This is a genomic window from Winogradskyella jejuensis (genome assembly GCF_900129745.1).
Taxonomy (GTDB): domain Bacteria; phylum Bacteroidota; class Bacteroidia; order Flavobacteriales; family Flavobacteriaceae; genus Winogradskyella; species Winogradskyella jejuensis.
In genome coordinates, this window is record NZ_FQWS01000001.1 from 307905 (window position 1) to 326515 (window position 18611).

Below are 18611 nucleotides of genomic sequence, written 5' to 3' on the forward strand. Positions count from 1 at the left end.
GCTTAATTAGAAGCGCGTTTACCGTTACCCAAAACTAAATCAATTTTAGAGGTCAGTGGCAATTTATCACCAACAGAAATGTTTTTTCCTTTATGCTTAATACCTAACACCACATCTTTTCCAATGTTATCAATGTATGTTTTCTCTCCAACTTTAAAACCTAAAGCTTCAAGAGTTGGTTTAGCTTGCCTGTAGGTTCGTCGTAAAATTTCAGGAACAGCTACTTTTCTGTAACCCGAAGGATTAAGTGTTAGATATATTTTTCTGTCCTCCTTTACTTTTGCTCCAGCAATTGGGTCTTGCTCTATTACAGAAAACTTAGGATAGTTGGGATTGTAATTAGAAGAATCCTGTACTTGCATTACCAAATCGTTATCCTCGAGTTCTATCTGCACCGTTTCTAGTGATTTCCCTTTTAGGTCAGGCACAGTAACAAACTCACCATTATTAGTGGTTGCATCTAGCCATTTTAAAAGCAGAAAACAGAAAACAACTACAGCCACAACTGCCAAAGCCAATTGTTTAAAAAACACTTTACTCGTTAGAAACTTAAGGATACTCATGCGATAAAAAATTGTTCACAAAACTAGTGAAAATACTAGTGGATTGAATTATTGTAATTTACTTTTTTATATACGCTAATAAATTACAAATCGATTTTTAGCGTTAAAATAAAAATAGTAATACATTTACATAACTACAATTTCAAAAGGTTAGTATGTTGAAAAACATTGCGATTATAATGGGTGGCTACTCGAGCGAATATGAGATTTCGCTAAAGAGTGGCGCTGTGGTTTACGAAACTCTAGACCGTAATAAATATGTCCCCTATTCTATTCATATTTTTAAGAACAAATGGGTTTATGTTGACGATAACGGCAATGAAACTCCTATAAATAAAGATGATTTTTCAGTGTTAATTGATAATAAAAAAATCACTTTTGATTGTGTTTTTAATGCCATACATGGTTCGCCCGGAGAAGATGGTTTTATGCAAGGATATTTTGAGTTGTTAGGCATTCCACAAACGAGCTGTAGCATGTACCAAGCCGCATTAACATTTAATAAACGTGATTTGCTAGCTACATTAAAACCCTTTGGAATTAAGACAGCTGAAAGCTATTATCTCAACCTTGGAGATACCATTGATAAAGATGTTATCGTTGCAAAAGTAGGTTTACCTTGTTTTGTAAAAGCGAATAAAGCTGGAAGTAGTTTTGGCATCTCTAAAGTGTATAAAAAAGAGGATTTAAAAGCCGCCATTGAACTGTCTTTTAAGGAAGATGATGAGATTATTATTGAGCAATTTCTGGATGGTGTAGAAGTCTCTGTTGGTGTGATTTCGTTTAAAGGCGAAACCAAAGTCTTACCAATTACTGAAATAGTTTCCGAAAATGATTTCTTTGATTACCAAGCTAAATATGAAGGTAAATCTCAAGAGATAACACCAGCCCGAATTTCTAAAGATTACGAAGAGAAAGTACGTAGAGAAGCTAAGAAGATATATGAAACATTAAAGATGAAAGGGTTTAGCCGTAGTGAATTCATCTTTAAAAATGATGAGCCTTATTTGCTAGAAATGAATACCGTTCCTGGTCTTACCAAAGAAAGCATTTTACCGCAACAAGCTGCAAAAGCTGGGATTACACTGAAGGATTTGTTTGGCAATGCCATTGAAGATGCTATGAAAAAATAATTTTTATATTTAGATTCTATTAAACTAACCAAATCAACAAAATTCAATGATTTTTTACGGAACAAATGCGTCTAGATTAAAAGACGGTAGACTAAGTAATGTAACATGTCCTAACTGTAACGAACAAACTTCTATGACATATAGTGTCTTTGGTAAGTATGCATATATTTACTGGATTCCTATCTTCCCTTTAGGTAAAACTAATGTTTTAGAATGTGACAATTGCAAGGGCACATATAAACTAAAAGAGTTACCTAATCAAATAAAACAAAAGTTTGAGCTTGAGAAACATACAGGTGTCCCTGTTAAACATTTTGCTGGTTCCGCGATAATACTGGCATTGATTTCGTGGGTATTTTATGCTAATGCAAAAGATAAAGAGAATGAAGCTATTTATATAAAATCACCGCAAGTAGGAGATGTATATCATACCTCAGGTTCAAACTCTGGTTTTTACACTACTGCTAAAGTCACTGCTATAGAAGCAGATAGTATCTTTGTAATATTTAACGATTATGAAGTCGATAAAAAATCCGGCATTAATGATATTGATATATCTTCAAATTATAAACCAGAAAATACTGAAGGCTATAAAATAGAAGAAGTTCAAAAACTATATGCCGATGAAGTAATTTTTGAAATTGATAGAGACTGATAATTTACATTACCTTTGTTAAATAATTAGACTTCCATCTTTTCGAAAAATAAGTATGAAACGTGCACTATTTCCTGGGTCTTTTGACCCGATAACAAATGGCCACTACGACATTATAAAACGTGGTATTAAACTTTTTGATGAGGTTGTGGTTTCTATTGGCATTAACGCTGATAAAAAATACATGTTCTCTCTTGAAGAACGTAAAGTATTTATTGAAAAAGCTTTTGAGAATCACCCTAAAGTTAAAGTCACTACCTACGAAGGTTTAACTGTAGATTATTGTAAGGAAATCGATGCTAAATTTATTCTTCGTGGGTTAAGAAATCCAGCAGATTTTGAGTTTGAAAAAGCCATAGCGCACACCAACAGAAAGTTATCAAAAATTGAAACTGTATTTTTATTAACAGCCGCTAAGACCTCTTATATATCTTCATCTATAGTACGAGACGTCATAAGAAATAATGGCGACTATACATTACTTGTTCCTGAAAGTGTAAGGGTTAAATAAGACCATTTCACTTTCATTAAGGCAATAACACAAACTCACTAGGAGCTACAACCGTTAATGAAACGGATGTTCCTGACTCAACCAATTCAACTACATTTTCTCCAGTTACAAAATTTACAGGTATCGTTTTAATCCCTACTTGTGTAAATGTAACACTAGAAGTATTTCCGTTAACCGTATAATTCACCACTACTGGCTCTGTTAATTGAATGTTGTTCTGAGTTGATATTGTAATCTCGACCAAATAATTTTCATTGGGATCTATACAATCGCTTACACCTACGCTAAAACCGTCTTGCGCCAGTATTCTAAGGTTAGTTACATCTATTATAGCTTCTTCCGTATTATCATCATCTCCAGAACATGAGAATGTAAGAGCTGCTATAAATAATACCGCTACTGTTTTATATATCTTAAATTTTAAAGTCTTCATAGCTTTTAGTTTGTTCTTAATTCTACTTCAATATTTTTTATAATATTTCCTATTCTAACCTCGTAAGTATTTGCATCAAGGTTAGGAAAGAGTACTTCGCCATTAATAAAAGACTGCGAAGCTATTTCGGTACTATTGAAGAATAGTCTTACTGGAACAGTAAAATTTTCAGTAGTGACAACCTTTATGGCACCATCTTCATAACAGACCGCATCTTTCTTAAAATATTGTAAATCTGTATTAACCTTATTTACTGTAACTGTCCAGTCTTCTAATATCGAATTATCTTCAGAAAGCACACTGTAAGTAACAGGATTTGTAAAGTCTACACTATCTATATTAGAAGTTTGCTCCACAGTACCTATATAAAGAGAAGCACCACTAGACAAAGTAAAAACTGGAGTTAAGCTTGTAATATCTTGACTCTGATCTACATTAATAACAATTTCATTTGAAGTAGCATCAATTAAGGTGTTAACCGCAGTAACCCCGCTAAAACTATATGTAAGAATATCTGTTTCGTTATTTAAAACTGGATCTGCAAAACTCACCGCTTGAAAGATGTTGCCTTGATGACCATTAGTCTCAAAAACTACTGTAGTACTAACATCCCTTACCGTATCGTTTACGGAATCATAAATCTTAAAACTTAATATCTCACCATTTGTGTTTGCAAATGCTGTTAAGTAAGCATAATATCTATCCGCACTTGCGACATAGGTTAAGTTAGCTACTCCACGCAACTCGCTACCTACAAAGGCAGCTAGCTGGTCGTTTGTACTGCTTAACTCTGTACCGTCTAAATTTAAGGTAGACACAAAAGTCATCGTAAATTCAAACTCATTTTCATCAACCACCCAATTTGGGTCTTGCGCGTTTGCATAAACGCCTAAGAACAGAAATAAAACTAGACTGTAGTGCTTTAATCTATTTAAATTGAAAGTAGATTTAATATCTGTTTTCATAATTTATCTTTTTATAATTTTTTCAGTAAAAATCTCATTATTCATAGTCATTTTAAGGAAATAAACTCCTGACTGAATATCTGCGTTAATAGTATAAGTATTAACACCTTGGCTGACTTCAATTTGGTTAGTATACACCAATTGATTTGTTATACTAAACAACTGAACTTTTACATTTTGGCTGCTATTGCTATTTACCAATAATTGTAGCTCATCCTTAAATGGATTAGGGTACGCGGCGATTGTATTCTCTAATAAATTAAGAACTATAGGGTCTGCAACTCTACCCAGCACATTGTTTCCTCTAAAACTAAATTTGCCATCGGTTGGTTTTACAACCGAACCATTACCCACATAAAAACGTAAATCTTCGGTAACATCTCCATAAACTGTTATAAAGCTGAGCGTTTCATTACCAACTTGCTGGTTAGTACTCACGCCTTTTACATCGCCATTACTATCAAAAGCATAAAGCGTATTATAGCCTTCTGGGAGTTTTACTACAGCATTCATATTTTGAGAGAACATCGTATAATCCTCTAGTGTTTGTTCTGGATTTTCTAATTCTGCTACAATAGTTTCAGTTGTTCTCGATGCTACTCTAGATGATAAAGCATTTGGATACTTAAATGTTTGAGCATTTGTTGCTTTTATCATGTAGCCTTTACCAGATTCTAGAGTCATTAGAGAACCGCTCCATCCATTTAGAGGATCGTAAATAGCAAAATTACCTTGAGACTTTATAACATCTCCATCTTCTGCATTAAACAATGCTAAAGCCTCGCTTAAAGAATTATTAACGCTAAATGGATAAGGCAACCAATTCCAATTTTCTGCAATGTTAAATTCAAAATCTAAAGTGTTTACAGGCAGACCTTGAACAATAAAAGGCTGACTATTTGCTGTATACATTTTGTACATTTTATTAGAAGACAATCCTCCGTTTGCAGAAAGAGAACCAGACCAACCTATTGCTGAAGTAGCCGGAATATCTAAATAATAAGTATCTAGATATGATGGTGAATGGCTCAGAATACGATCTGAAGTTGCTAAATCCATCCCTTGAGTTAAGGCATTAAGGTTATTGAAATTAGCATCATTAACGTTGAAAGACAACCATGTAAACCCTTGATTTAATGAAATCTCTTGAAGCATATTTCCTGTATTTTCAAAAATTACTGGGTCAGAAAATGTTCCTAAGACATTGTTATCTTGAAAAGCTATCTCACTTTGTGCATCAATTGTAACCAATTTTACTTGTCCTGTTGAAGCATCCCAAACTCTAAAAGAAATCACTTCTCCAAAAGCTTCGTTACTATACACTGTTAAAAACACATAGTATTGTTGGTAGTTTTCATCAAACTCCAGTTGTGCGCTACCGCGTACTTCGCCTTGCTGGAAAGCTCCAACAGTATCAAATTCATCAGCAGAAAACTGACCATCAATAAGAACACGTCCAATGATATTCATACTAAATTCAAAATCACTTGGGTTAACACTCCAATCTGGAGCTGGTGACAATACTTTTAAATCAATCTGGATTTTTTGGTCGAAGTTAAAATCAGTTTCTAAAAACAAATCTTCTGCGTAATCTCCAGGAGACAAGCTATTATCTATAGTTGCAGTTAAGACAATTGTAGAATTTGGCTGTAATACGCCTGATGTTTCCGAAATATCTAACCAGCTCGGAATATTATTAATAGTGTAAGGTTGATTATTTCCTCCACGATTAACTAGCGTAATATCAAAAGACACATCTTCTTCTGATTCTTTTACAATTTCAACATTGTTATTGTTGAAGCCGTTAGCAAACCAGTCTACATCGTTTTTATCTATAAACGCTGTCCAAGTTATTGGAGAAAGTTGAATGTTATTAAACTCATCGAACATTCTGTGAACAGTGATGTCTAATACTTGACCTTCTACTGATGCGAAATCAGTAATTACTGGCTCAATAATCATTTCATCACCGTTAATGATTCTGTTAACTTGGAAGCTAATAACCTCTCGCTCTGGCTTAATTGGCGGTGTATTTTCTGAATAATTTACGGTGCCTGAATTAAGAACCGCTACACTTGAAATTACAGTATTATTTGAAAATGCATGGAAATATCTTGGCCCATTACCTGTTGGCATGTCTGGCTCATTCATTCTTGCATAAAGTAGTAATCCAACACTCTCAAAGTCAATCTCGTTAAATCGGTCTCGGGAGATTTGTTCAATATTTCTTAAGGTATTCCATAAACGTAATTCGTCTATTTGTCCTTCAAATTCATTATCAACAGTAACTGTTCCGACTGAATCAGTAAAACCTCTCGCTCCAATAAAAATTCTGTTTCCAGAGAAACCACTAATAGCGGTTGATGGATTAGATGTTACTTGTGCGCCATCCACATAGGTAGATAATGCACCACTTCTGTTTAATAATAATGTTACATGGTGCCATGTATCATCTGCAATACTTTCTGTTGTTAACTGATAGTCCGTACCTTCATTTGCGAATTCTAAAATACCTGCATTTGTAAGACTTACGGACCATTTATTAGCAAAACCGTTAGATTGAACCTCATCATCACCGTTACCTCTACCGTTTGAGAATATTGTACCGCCTTGACCTGGAGATGTATTAACCCAAAAGGATAAAGTAGCATCCATATCGTCAGTTAATTGTACAAACCCAACGTTATCTAACTCTTGATACTGACCAGCTGTAAAATTGTAAGACTGCGTTTTAGGCTTAATATCCCAACCTGTATTGACTTGCATCGTTTTAAAACGCGCTACGTCTCTTGCTGTATTACCACGACCTTCGTCCATTGGCCAGTAACCCGTTAAACCAGTTTCATTACCAACATATTGCGTATATATGTTAGCAAAAGCCTCTGGCAATGAGATATGCTTTTCCCATAATCTAATATCATGAATGTTACCCACAAAATCATTACCACCAATAATTAAATCGTTATTATTAGAAATTACCAATTCTGGTACATTATTAACTATTGATAACTCCGTGTCATCTTGATAGATTGACATAGTATTTAATTCCGAATTATAAGTCAGCGTGTAATGATGAAATAAATCATCAGCAAAAATACCTGCTGTAATGGTCTCACCTCCAAGCGTAAAACTCATAACATTGCTATCTATAGTCACTTGCAATCCTGCATTTTGAGAAATTACAGTAGCATTAGTGCCTACACTTTGATTATTCATCCAAAATTCTAGTGAAAAATCGCCATTAGAAATATCTGGTTGTTCAATCGAAGCTGTGTTAGATGGCGAACCAAAAAATAATGATACATTATTGTTAATTGGGAGTTGATTTGTGCGCCCCTTTATTTCTACTAAACTCACTGCTGAGTTGTAAAAAATATCTTCGTTAAAACTTACCTTTAAGTCTTCACCAACTGATAAAATTCCATCTGTAGGTGTTGGTGTATTAAAGCGCGTTGGTGCTGTTAAATCTACAGTTCCCGAAATAACGTCTGAAGTAAAATCTGTATTATTTGTACAAGATGTTCTTGCTCTAACTTCATAATTACCATCCGCTAAGCCTAGAGAAGCAATATTAAACGGAAATGTTAAATTAGAATCATTTATAAGACTGATTTCTGTTTCATTGTTTGCAACCGCATTATCAAAAAAGGCTTGTGTTGTATAGTAAGTTTGAAGGCGTGTCCATGTTGGGGACGACGCTAATCTATACTCCAAATCGATTTTCTCAAAGCTATTAAAAGCTAGATTAAATTCTGAAAGTTCTATTTGTAAAGGATTAGTACTTCCGTCTAAATTAAAGGCTGTATCTCTATTATACACCCAATTATCCAAAGGTCCTGTTACTCTTACCGCAGAACAAGCTGGCACAAATTCTGCACTTACAAAAACATCATCGAATATATTGTCTGAATCACATAGTGATTGCAATACAACACGAATATCTTGATAGACATTAACATCTGAAATTGATTTACCCAACGTCATGGAATAAAACACTTGCTCACCAAAAGGCACATTCACCAAAGTACCATTTTGCTCAATATTAATTATAGCATTATTAGGATTTGTGGTATTGTCTACGATTAATAAATATGTGGCATCAGTTCCGGTTACACTATTGTTCTCTAAAATAAGTTCAAATTCTGCATTTTGAGATTCTGGTACGTTAGTAACAGAGGCTACTTCAACGCTAATAGCCGGATTTTCTATTCGTTGTGTTGCAACGTTTAAAGGTACTCGCAACTCATCTGGTAAAGGCTCAATCGGATCTGTGCCATCTGCAACATAAGTTGTAGGATTGTAAAAAACGGTAAACTCCTGACCTTCATAAGGGCATGACGTTTGTCCACCAATTGTTGAAAACACTGGCCCATTACCATCAAATAAATTAACGACGTCTACACTAAGAACATTATCGGCATCATTATCCGTTAATGTGTAACTAATTTCAGTCGTATTTTCTTGTTCTAATGTCGTTGCACTTGTTATACCTTCACCATAACTTCCTGTTGTTGTTGAAGCAATACCGACTTTATTAACTGATATCTCTAATTCTAAGGCTAATGAACCATCGATTTCTAGTTCAACTTCGTTACTGGTTGATACGGCAATAGCGGTCTCAATACTTCTTGTAAATTCACCTACTCCTGCATCAAATGATATGTTATCACTAAAATTATTTAGCACTAAATTTCTCAGCTGTTGTGCGTCTTGTAATTTTGGTAAAAACACTTCTATTGTAGCTAAGTCTGAATCTGTATTTGTTGCATTTGCATTGGCATTATCAATGGCATCGTTAAGTTCTTGTATGTAAGCATCAAGATTACTCAAAGCTTCTGCCTTAGCATTCTCTCTATCGTTTATAGAAATATACTTACGGCGTTCATTTTCTAATATTGTTTTTCGCCATAAACGTATTTGCTGCTCGTAATAGAAACGCGATTGAACACCATCCTGACTTGGTGTTACAATGCCATTATCAATATTTTGAATTATAAGTTCTAAATCTGGAATAATATTTTCTAATATCTGTTTTTGAGAAAAGACAAAAAAAGTATCTGATGGTTCTTCAACAAAATACATTGATTTTTGTAGACTTAGAAAAACAGACTCTCCATCTACGTTTGTTAACTCTAGTGCATTAGAGCCTGTTAATGGTGTTGCGGATGAGTACACATCATCGTAAGAGCCATAAAAATAGTTTTTGGATTGTCCGATATACAAATCCCCATCAGCTCCCACAAAATCAGGATCACTACTTGTTGAGATAGTTTGAGAAAATGTATATGTCTTTGATAATTCTTCTGCAGAATTAGATGTTTTTGAAACACTAATCCCACTATTAATATTAGCAGTATTACTTGTTTCTATATTAAGGCCCGATGGTATATTAGTTATACTCACTGATCCTCCGATAAGGATAGAGGTTTCTTGAGATAATTCTTGTCCATCTGAAACACTACTCGAAGTGGTTAATGTAATAGACTCACCACTTTGTATAGATGCAAAACTGTTGGATCCCGGTGGATCACGTAAAATAATATCTGGTATGTCTGGTGCTGCAGTGGTAAATGTTTGACTACCATCTGGAGCTCCTCCAATAATTATACCTTCATCAATGTAAGAATTAGGTTCAACAGGATAATCAACACCGTTTAATCTATAGGCTAAATTTATTGTCTTAGTAAATGGCGAAGATATTCTTGGTATACCGCCTTTAAAACTATAATCAATAATACTAGGGTCGTTAGTATCTACTTCTATTGCTTCTGAGCCTATAAGCGCTAAATTATTAGTGACTAGTAGCTCGCCATCCGTTACAGGAACAATATCTTCTACAACATCTGCTGAATCATCAAAATTAGTGTAACTCTCAAAACGTTTTAAACGGATATAATAAGGCAAAGCTTGTGAGTAAATAGGGTAAGAAAAACCTTCTGTAGAATACTCAGTACCATTGATAGATATTGAAGAATCTGAAGTTTGTGCTAATACACTTAAAACTGGTGTGGATCTATACGTAAAACTCCGCTCATACTGATAAGCATCTGCTGTAATTACCTGTCCATTACCCAAAGTAAACTCTGGAATTGTAGGCTCAGGAATATCTAATAAATTAACGTCTTCATTACTATCTAAAATTGATATTGCCGTATTACTAGGAATACTTAATCCTGATACTTGGTCTATAGTATATTGTAATGGTAAAGCTTCAACGCGATACTCTCCAGATTCAATATTGGTGCTAAACGAAAACTCTGTAAATGGCGTAACAGGCGAACCTAATGGACGGTAACCTAAAGTTAGATTAGCTACACCAATATTGTTCTTAGAGCTAATTGTTTCGTTTTGAGAAATACCATTACTATCTACGTAAGATGCTTCAACAAGTCCATCTGCTCCAAAACCAATTTCTTTTTGAGATTCTACACTTCCACCTACGACACGACCAACTAAAGTTACCTTAGTATCATCTATAAAAGTGACGACTTCATTTCGGTCTTCAAAAAACTCTTCTAAGCTTCCACTCGCCGCTGGAAAACGACCATCAAATATAAACTCATGACCGTTTAAACCTATTGTAATAAAATGATTTCCGATAGGGACTTGCACATCAAAGAAACCCTCACCATCAGTTACTACAGGGATGTTATTCTCATCCAAAACAATTTCACCATCAATAAAAACATTGACATTTGGCGAAGCTATTCTGGCATAACGTTCTAAGTAATCATCTGAGGTATCACCAGGCGTATTATTGTCATTGTACCAATACTCACCTTTTTGATATTTTTCTGTTCCTTTTTGATAAAAATTATAACCTTCATCAATAATTCCTGGCTGACTTACATACTCATCGCCATCAGTAAGATTAGAAAAGTCAGGCGCGGTAGCTCCCATCGGCGTATTTAATTCTACAAAAGATGGAAAAACACCACGAGAGTCATATAACACACGACCTTTAAAGCTAAATGAAGAAATATCCGTGAAATTTATAGAATTTACAACCTCACTACCTTGACCTAAATACACTAATTGTTGGTTTGGCTCAAACTGGTGCACGCCAAAGATAGGTGTTATGGTAAACGACTCACCTGTGCCGGAGTATGGAATGGCTGTAATTTCATAATTACCATTGGCATCGGTAACACCTAATACACCTAACTGACTTTCTGTAGGTATATTATCTACATTGGTTTCCCAAGTAATACGGTTTGGGTCTGAAAACTCATTAAATAAACGCCCATGATTATTATTATAATTAAATCCACTACGCGACAAATCGTAAGCAAATTGGCCAACACGCTCATTAGCTCTTAAATAGGCTATTAGGCTAGAGTTATTACCACTGATAAAACGTCTGTAATCAATTCTAATATCATCTGGCTCCACGGCTCTATCCCAAATACGTACCTCGTCTACAAAACTGTCTTTGTTACCACCAACAAAGAAATTTTGCCAGTTTGTTGGATTTCCGCCAATACTTAATTCAATGGTATTTGTTGGCTCTTCAACTGTGAATGCAGGATTTAAAGCGGGCTCGTAAGTCGCAATAGTATCTGGATAAGTTACGCCTATAAAACGTCCGTTTATATACAGTTCTGGTATCTCATTATCTCTAATCACAACCGAAAAATGAACAAAATTAGAATTGAAATCGCTAATAGGAACGACCAAATCATTACCAAGCGCGTCTAATTCTCCTGAAGGATAATAATTGTTGAGCGTATAAATAGCGCCTCCAATATTTACATTTAATTTTGAAGCGTTATCTGTAACACTAACATCTACAGGAATCGTTGATGTAGAGCCTTGATTGACTATATTAAACAAGCGAATTGGTGCATCGCCGTTTGTAAATGCTTGTTGTGGCTTAAGATAAGCTTGAAGTGTTGCGGCTGTGGTCGCAACTTTTGTTGTATTCTCAATAGCTAAACTATTATCAAATGGAATAGCCAAAGTACTTCCTTCACTTGCTACATTTCCTTGAGCTTCAGCTTTTAGAATTACATCTTGTACAGGATTTCCGCCTTCAAAATTAACGCTACCTGTTACGATAGCTGTTGGACTTCGGTAGCCGATTCCATCAATAAATGTTAGTAAACGACCTGCATTTCCGCCTATGCCTTGTGCTTCTATCATATACTCGTACAACACACCACCTTCTACAAACTCATCTTCGTATTCTGTAGCTATAGGCGCTGTATTGGCTATTTGCACAAAAGGATTACTACCGTCTTCTGTATATTCTCTTCTGAAAATGGCAATGTTAGTTAATAAATCAAAGTTGGCTTGTACCGTCCAACTGATACGTATCATATCTCCGAAATAGCCTTTAGATACATCGAATGCATTATCTGAAAAGGTATTTGGTAAATACAATATATCCCAAGGAAAACGTACATCTAGAGGTTGCGTATTACGTACATCTGGTGTTTGGTCTATACCTAATAATGCAGGACCGACAAGTATGGTATAGTTATTCTCTTGTATGGCTTGCGAAGCTGTGACCTGCCTCACATTTTGGTTTTGTCCGTTTATACTCCATGCTATAAGTAGCAAGAGTAGCGCTATAATTTTTTTCATCATTATAGCTATTAAAGTTTGATGATATAGTTGACGCCGTAATTTACTGGACGAGACTCAAAATCACTACCTGGACTTCCAGAAAAAGCTGTATCCCCAAAGACATTATGTGCATGAGCACCTGAATCAACTTTTGTAGTGTTTGATATTGAGGCAGTTGAATCACCAGTAGCATATGAGGTTCCTTGTCCTCCTGCTCCAATAAATCCAGTATCCGGTCGCACAATATCATCAAAAGTATGCGTATGTGGTGTCGAACTGGTATTAAGATTAACGTTATGCACATGATTTCTAAATGCACTATCTTGAGTACCTCCCAATGCTGGACCTGGTCTTCCGTTTACAGGGCTAGTTCCAGTTCCCCTTAAAAACATACCTTGTAAATTTGGTGTATTATTACCATATAGCGCCTTTAGTGCGTCGTATTGTTGTCCTGTCGGTATGGCTGTGCCATCACAAAGTAACCAACCTTCTGGCGCAGTAGTACCTACAAAAGGCATAATAGCACCTGTTGGCACACCATTATCCGCTGCAATGGCATATGGCACAGAATTTAATTTTTCATCAGAAATTGTAGTTCCAGATTCTACAATTCGTAAAAATACTTCTTTGCTCCCAAAAACTGAACGTCTACCTGCCGTGTTTACTATTGAAGAGAATACTCCAAAACTATCTGTAGTTACTGTTTCTATTTGAGATGGTGTGTATAAAGGCACTTCGTTACCACCTTCTATATAGTACAAATCGAATGTTAAATCTATTTGTGTATTAATACGAGCCGTACCATTGACATCTCTTGCTATACCTTGCACAGGAATACCTATAGTTGATTGTGCTGTAGACACCAATGTAAAAAGTAAAATAAATACCAATGTAAAGTTTGCTGAGAGGAATTTTGTTTTCATATCAAATGAGATTTTTGGTTTAATAGCTTATTCTAAATAAATTGTTAATTCTCAAAACTATGAAATAGGCAAACGTCAAAAAATACGTATGTATGTCAATTTTTACGTAGGGGTACGTAGGTTTTTCCTACCTTAAAAAAAGGCAAAAAATAACTAAAAACTTAGACCTGGTAAGGCTTTCTGTAGTTTTAACACCCTTTTTTCAAGCTGCTGGGTGAATTTTAGGTGAGCGTCAGATTTAGCATTAAATGGTCGGTGTGCTAATCCTTTTTGTATGGCATCAACTTCGCCCATAATGGCTTCCGAATTCTGATGTACCCAAACCGAAGTAAACTTTTCCCAGATGTAATCTATAGCCAATTGGTTTGGATGTAGCATGTCCTCATTATAAAATCGGTAATCGCGGAGTTCGTCCATTACAATTTCGTAAGAAGGGAAATACGCCAATTGACGATTTTCGATTTCAGAATTACGATTTATAAGATTATGGATGGCAGTAATTAAATGCGATTTGCTCAAGGTATTTTCTACATAACCATCTTTAATATGCCGTACTGGAGATACCGTAAAAATAAAGTGGATGTCTGGATTAATAGACGTTACCAAACTTACAATAGCCTCTAAACTTTCTGAAATAGTATCAACTGAAAGCAACTCTTTTAAGAATTTCTTTTGAGGCACTTTATGGCAATTGGCAACAATTTGGTCAGTTTCAATATGCCTGTAAACCCATGAGGTTCCTAAAGTGATAATGATATGAGATGCTTCCTTTAAGAAGTCATAAGTCTGACTTATATTCTCATTTAACTGAGCTAACAACTCCTCTTTTGAAGGATTGCTTAATCGCGAATGAGCATCAAAACAATGCCAATGCTCGTTGAGAAAAAAGATGTCATCTTCTGAATATTCTTTTTGGTTTATAGCATTAGTGATTAGTTTTTCTATCGCCAAAGGCTGAAACAAAATACCAAACGGATTCTGTAACGATTGAAATTTAAAATACTGAAACTTCTCCCCAATATTTTCAGAAAAACAAGACCCCAATAATAACACTTTTGAGCTGTAATCAATTTGATTAAAACGCTGTGGTTGTAATGGGATTTTGGTTTGAAGATTCATTATAAATCTATTCGATATAAGATTTTGCTGAATCTAGAGCTGCATCAATACCTGCAGGGTTTTTGCCACCTGCAGTAGCAAAAAATGGCTGTCCACCACCACCTCCTTGTATGTGCTTGCCTAATTCCCTAACAATATTTCCTGCATTTAAATCTTTGGCTGCTACTAACTCTTTTGAGATGTAACAAGATAAGATAGCTTTCCCGTTTGTTTCACTACCAAAAAGAAGGAACAAATTATCCATGTTGCTTCCCAAATCGAAACACAAGTCTTTTATGCCAGCTCCATCTAAATCTACTTTCTTTGCTAAAAACTGAACGCCGTTAACTTCAGAAATTTCATTTTTAAGTTCGCCTTTAAGGTTTTTGGCTTTGTCTTTTAATAAGGCTTCAATCTGTTTCTTAAGATTTGCATTTTCATCTTGAAGCGCTTGTACGGCTTTTACCGGCTCGTTTGAGTTTTTCAAAACACTTTTAATAGACTCAAACTGCTTTTCAACATCTTCAAAATAATCGCCAACGGCTACATTTGTAATCGCTTCTATACGGCGTATGCCTGCCGCAATAGCACTTTCAGATTTAATCTTAAAATACCAGATATCGCCTGTATTCTGAACATGCGTACCTCCACAGAGTTCCATGGATTGCCCAAACTTTATTGCGCGAACACTATCGCCATACTTTTCCCCAAAAAGCGCAATTGCACCTTTATCTAGAGCTTGTTGCATTGGGATATTGCGATACTCTTCCAATTCTAGATTTTCTCTAATTCTGGCATTCACAAAATCTTCAATCTCCTGTAATTGGTCTGCATCTACCTTAGAAAAATGAGAAAAATCGAAACGTAGTGATGCTGGTTTTACCAATGACCCTTTCTGCTCGACATGCGTACCGAGAATAGTTCTTAAGGCCTGATGCAATAAGTGTGTTGCCGTATGATTACTTGCGGATAAACGTCTATGCTCATCGCTAACCATAGCCTTAAAAGTATCATCTAAATCTGATGGTAAATTTTTGGTTATATGAATAATCACATTGTTTTCCTTTTTGGTATCGGTAATGTAAACCACATCGCCATTAGGTACTTCTATGTAACCTTTATCTCCCACTTGTCCGCCACCTTCTGGATAAAAAGGCGTCATATTAAACACCAATTGGTAATGCTCACCATCTTTCTTTGAGGTCACTTTTCTATACCTCGTGAGCTTTACATCTGCTGTTAGTGTATCGTAACCAATAAATTCTTCCGTATCGTCTTCTTTAAGGATGACCCAATCAGAGGTTTCTGATGCAGACGCCGCGCGCGAGCGGTCTTTTTGTTTCTGCATTTCGGTTTTAAATCCTTCTTCATTAACACTGTAGCCCTTTTCGCGAGCAATTAATTGGGTTAAATCTAATGGGAAACCATACGTATCGTAAAGTTCAAAGGCCTTAGCTCCGTCAATCGTCTTATCTTTTGAATCATCTATAACTTTATCTAATAGCAATAAGCCTTGGTCTAATGTCCGTAAGAAAGAGTTTTCCTCTTCCTTGATGACGTTTTCAATCAAACGCTCTTGAGACTTCAATTCTGGAAACGCATCTCCCATTTGATTACTCAATGTCTCTGTTAGCTTATAAATAAATGGTTCTTTCTGATTTAAAAATGTAAATCCGTAACGAATAGCACGTCTTAAAATTCGTCTTATCACATAACCAGCACCTGTATTACTTGGTAATTGTCCGTCTGCTATTGAAAAAGCGACTGCCCTAACATGGTCTGAAATAACTCGAATGGCAACATCTACTTTTTCGTCTTTTCCATAGGATGAATTGGTTATCGTTTCAATCTCGCGAATAATTGGTGTGAACACATCTGTATCATAATTAGATTGTACACCTTGAAGCACCATACACAAACGCTCGAAGCCCATACCAGTATCAATATGCTTATTTGGTAACACTTCTAGGCTTCCATTGGCTTTCCGGTTGTATTGCATGAAAACCAAATTCCAGATTTCTACAACCTGAGGATGGTCCATATTTACCAAAGTTTTACCATCTACTTTCGCCTTTTCTTCAGCCGAACGGATATCCACATGTATCTCGCTACAAGGACCACAAGGACCTTGGTCGCCCATTTCCCAAAAATTATCTTTTTTGTTTCCTTTTAAAATTCGGTCTTCAGCAATATATTGTTTCCAAATGTCATAAGCTTCGGTGTCCATTTTTAGGTTATCAGCGTCATCGCTACCTTCAAAAACGGTAACATAAAGCAGGTCTTTATCTATACCGTAAACCTCTGTCAATAATTCCCAAGCCCAAGCAATGGCTTCTTTCTTAAAATAATCACCAAAACTCCAGTTACCCAACATTTCAAAAAGCGTGTGATGGTAAGTGTCATAACCTACTTCCTCCAAATCGTTATGCTTACCAGAAACCCTAAGACACTTTTGAGTATCCGAAATTCTATTTTTCTTAGGCTCTGAATTTCCTAAAAAGTATTCCTTAAATGGGGCCATTCCTGAATTGACAAACATCAAAGTTGGGTCATTTTTAACCACCATTGGCGCAGAAGGAACGATAAGATGTTCTTTCTTTTCAAAAAAATCTAGGAAAGTATTTCGGATGTCTTGAGACTTCATTTTTATATGATTTTATCACCTAAAATTTAATTTTACTTATAACGTTATCTTCTTAGATGAACAGTGTTGTAAATATCTTAAGTACGAAAGTATTTTTATATTTGTATATTGTTCTAGTTCGGCACAAAAATAGAACATTTTAAGATATGGCTAAAGTAAAATACTATTACGATTCTGAAACCTTATCGTACAGAAAAATAAGACGAAAAAAACGCACGACATTTAAGTATGCTCTAGCGTTTTTGTTGGCTTCTGCCCTATTTGGTTTCTTTTTTGTAATTGCTGGCAGTTACTTTTTTGAATCTCCAAAAGAACGTGAATTAAGTCGGGAGTTAGAAAATATGCAATTGCAGTACGATTTGCTTAACAAACGTATGGATGATGCCATTGCAGTCCTTGAAAATATTGAAGAAAGAGACAATGCCATTTACCGACTCTATTTTGAGGCAAATCCTATCCCTGAAGAGCAACGTAGAGCTGGTTTTGGTGGTATTAATCGTTACAAAAAGTTTGAAGGTTTTGATAATTCTGCTCTAATTAGAGAAAGTAACAAACGTTTAGACATTCTTGAGAAAGCTATTGTAGTACAGTCTAAATCACTTGACGAAATTGCCATTTTAGCCAAGGACAAAGAAAAGTTTTTAGAAGCAATACCTGCCATACAACCTGTAAATAACGAAAATTTAACACGTATGGCGTCTGGTTATGGTTACAGAACAGACCCTTTTACTAAGATTCGTAAATTTCATTATGGCATGGATTTTACTGCACCAAGAGGTACACCAATCTATGCATCTGGGGACGGCATTGTGAAAAGAGCAGATAACAGTTCATCGGGTTATGGTAAGCATATACGTATAGACCATGGTTATGGCTACGTTTCACTTTATGCCCATTTATACAAATATAATGTGCGTATAAATCAGCGTGTAAAACGTGGAGACCTTATTGGTTTTGTTGGTAGTACAGGCCGTTCTGAGGCACCGCACTTGCATTACGAAATATTTAAAGATGGTGAGCGTATAAATCCTATAAATTTCTATTATGGTAATCTTTCTGCAGCAGAATTTAGTGACTTACTGCAAAAAGCATCTTTAGAAAATCAATCTCTAGACTAG

11 protein-coding genes are annotated in these 18611 nt (G+C 35.4%); 4 read left to right on the forward strand and 7 right to left on the reverse strand.

The genetic code is table 11. The features are described 5' to 3' along the window. Positions 1 to 2: 2 nt before the first annotated feature. The gene (locus tag BUB95_RS01555; protein ID WP_073082108.1) at positions 3 to 563 is read right to left on the reverse strand and encodes a PASTA domain-containing protein; all 561 of its coding nucleotides are present in this window, start codon (positions 561 to 563) and stop codon (positions 3 to 5) included. A gap of 155 nt (positions 564 to 718) precedes the next feature. On the opposite strand from BUB95_RS01555, the gene BUB95_RS01560 reads away from it, so the two are divergent. From BUB95_RS01560 to coaD, 3 genes are read left to right on the forward strand one after another with little or no spacing between them, the layout of a single operon-like run. Continuing rightward, complete coding sequence (locus BUB95_RS01560) at positions 719 to 1696, forward strand: D-alanine--D-alanine ligase (protein WP_073082110.1); 978 nt, start codon at positions 719 to 721, stop codon at positions 1694 to 1696. Positions 1697 to 1742: 46 nt separating this feature from the next. Then, positions 1743 to 2351 (forward strand): zinc ribbon domain-containing protein, encoded by a 609-nt coding sequence (locus tag BUB95_RS01565; protein WP_073082112.1) that lies wholly within the window; start codon positions 1743 to 1745, stop codon positions 2349 to 2351. A 55-nt stretch (positions 2352 to 2406) separates the two neighbouring features. After that, positions 2407 to 2862, forward strand: a complete 456-nt coding sequence (gene coaD, locus BUB95_RS01570; RefSeq protein ID WP_073082114.1) for a pantetheine-phosphate adenylyltransferase — start codon at positions 2407 to 2409, stop codon at positions 2860 to 2862. Positions 2863 to 2878: 16 nt separating this feature from the next. On the opposite strand, the gene BUB95_RS01575 is transcribed toward coaD, so the two are convergent. The 6 genes from BUB95_RS01575 to alaS all read right to left on the reverse strand — a co-directional run bounded on the left by BUB95_RS01575 (position 2879) and on the right by alaS (position 17493). Then, positions 2879 to 3295: a hypothetical protein gene (locus BUB95_RS01575; protein ID WP_073082117.1), complete on the reverse strand. Its 417-nt coding sequence runs from the start codon at positions 3293 to 3295 to the stop codon at positions 2879 to 2881. Between the two features lie 5 nt (positions 3296 to 3300). Then, complete coding sequence (locus tag BUB95_RS01580; RefSeq protein WP_083573291.1) at positions 3301 to 4260, reverse strand: hypothetical protein; 960 nt, start codon at positions 4258 to 4260, stop codon at positions 3301 to 3303. A gap of 3 nt (positions 4261 to 4263) precedes the next feature. After that, positions 4264 to 12849: a LamG-like jellyroll fold domain-containing protein gene (locus tag BUB95_RS01585; protein WP_073082120.1), complete on the reverse strand. Its 8586-nt coding sequence runs from the start codon at positions 12847 to 12849 to the stop codon at positions 4264 to 4266. 8 nt (positions 12850 to 12857) lie between these two features. Further along, positions 12858 to 13751 (reverse strand): tail fiber protein, encoded by an 894-nt coding sequence (locus BUB95_RS01590; protein ID WP_073082123.1) that lies wholly within the window; start codon positions 13749 to 13751, stop codon positions 12858 to 12860. 153 nt (positions 13752 to 13904) lie between these two features. Further along, entirely contained in the window at positions 13905 to 14870 is a 966-nt protein-coding gene (locus tag BUB95_RS01595; RefSeq protein ID WP_073082127.1) for a GSCFA domain-containing protein, read from the reverse strand. A gap of 7 nt (positions 14871 to 14877) precedes the next feature. Continuing rightward, a complete protein-coding gene (alaS, locus tag BUB95_RS01600) occupies positions 14878 to 17493 on the reverse strand; it encodes an alanine--tRNA ligase (protein WP_073082130.1) in 2616 nt (871 codons plus the stop codon). 146 nt (positions 17494 to 17639) lie between these two features. Between alaS and BUB95_RS01605 the strand changes: the two genes are divergently transcribed. After that, positions 17640 to 18611, forward strand: a complete 972-nt coding sequence (locus BUB95_RS01605; RefSeq protein WP_073082133.1) for a M23 family metallopeptidase — start codon at positions 17640 to 17642, stop codon at positions 18609 to 18611.

What these genes read in the sequence shown, in the direction of transcription:
- BUB95_RS01595 (WP_073082127.1), bottom strand. Translation starts at nt 14,870, where the DNA reads ATGAATCTTCAAACCAAAATCCCATTACAACCACAGCGTTTTAATCAA.
- coaD (WP_073082114.1), top strand. Translation starts at nt 2,407, where the DNA reads ATGAAACGTGCACTATTTCCTGGGTCTTTTGACCCGATAACAAATGGC.
- alaS (WP_073082130.1), bottom strand. Translation starts at nt 17,493, where the DNA reads ATGAAGTCTCAAGACATCCGAAATACTTTCCTAGATTTTTTTGAAAAG.
- BUB95_RS01575 (WP_073082117.1), bottom strand. Translation starts at nt 3,295, where the DNA reads ATGAAGACTTTAAAATTTAAGATATATAAAACAGTAGCGGTATTATTT.
- BUB95_RS01580 (WP_083573291.1), bottom strand. Translation starts at nt 4,260, where the DNA reads ATGAAAACAGATATTAAATCTACTTTCAATTTAAATAGATTAAAGCAC.
- BUB95_RS01590 (WP_073082123.1), bottom strand. Translation starts at nt 13,751, where the DNA reads ATGAAAACAAAATTCCTCTCAGCAAACTTTACATTGGTATTTATTTTA.
- BUB95_RS01605 (WP_073082133.1), top strand. Translation starts at nt 17,640, where the DNA reads ATGGCTAAAGTAAAATACTATTACGATTCTGAAACCTTATCGTACAGA.
- BUB95_RS01555 (WP_073082108.1), bottom strand. Translation starts at nt 563, where the DNA reads ATGAGTATCCTTAAGTTTCTAACGAGTAAAGTGTTTTTTAAACAATTG.
- BUB95_RS01585 (WP_073082120.1), bottom strand. Translation starts at nt 12,849, where the DNA reads ATGATGAAAAAAATTATAGCGCTACTCTTGCTACTTATAGCATGGAGT.
- BUB95_RS01565 (WP_073082112.1), top strand. Translation starts at nt 1,743, where the DNA reads ATGATTTTTTACGGAACAAATGCGTCTAGATTAAAAGACGGTAGACTA.
- BUB95_RS01560 (WP_073082110.1), top strand. Translation starts at nt 719, where the DNA reads ATGTTGAAAAACATTGCGATTATAATGGGTGGCTACTCGAGCGAATAT.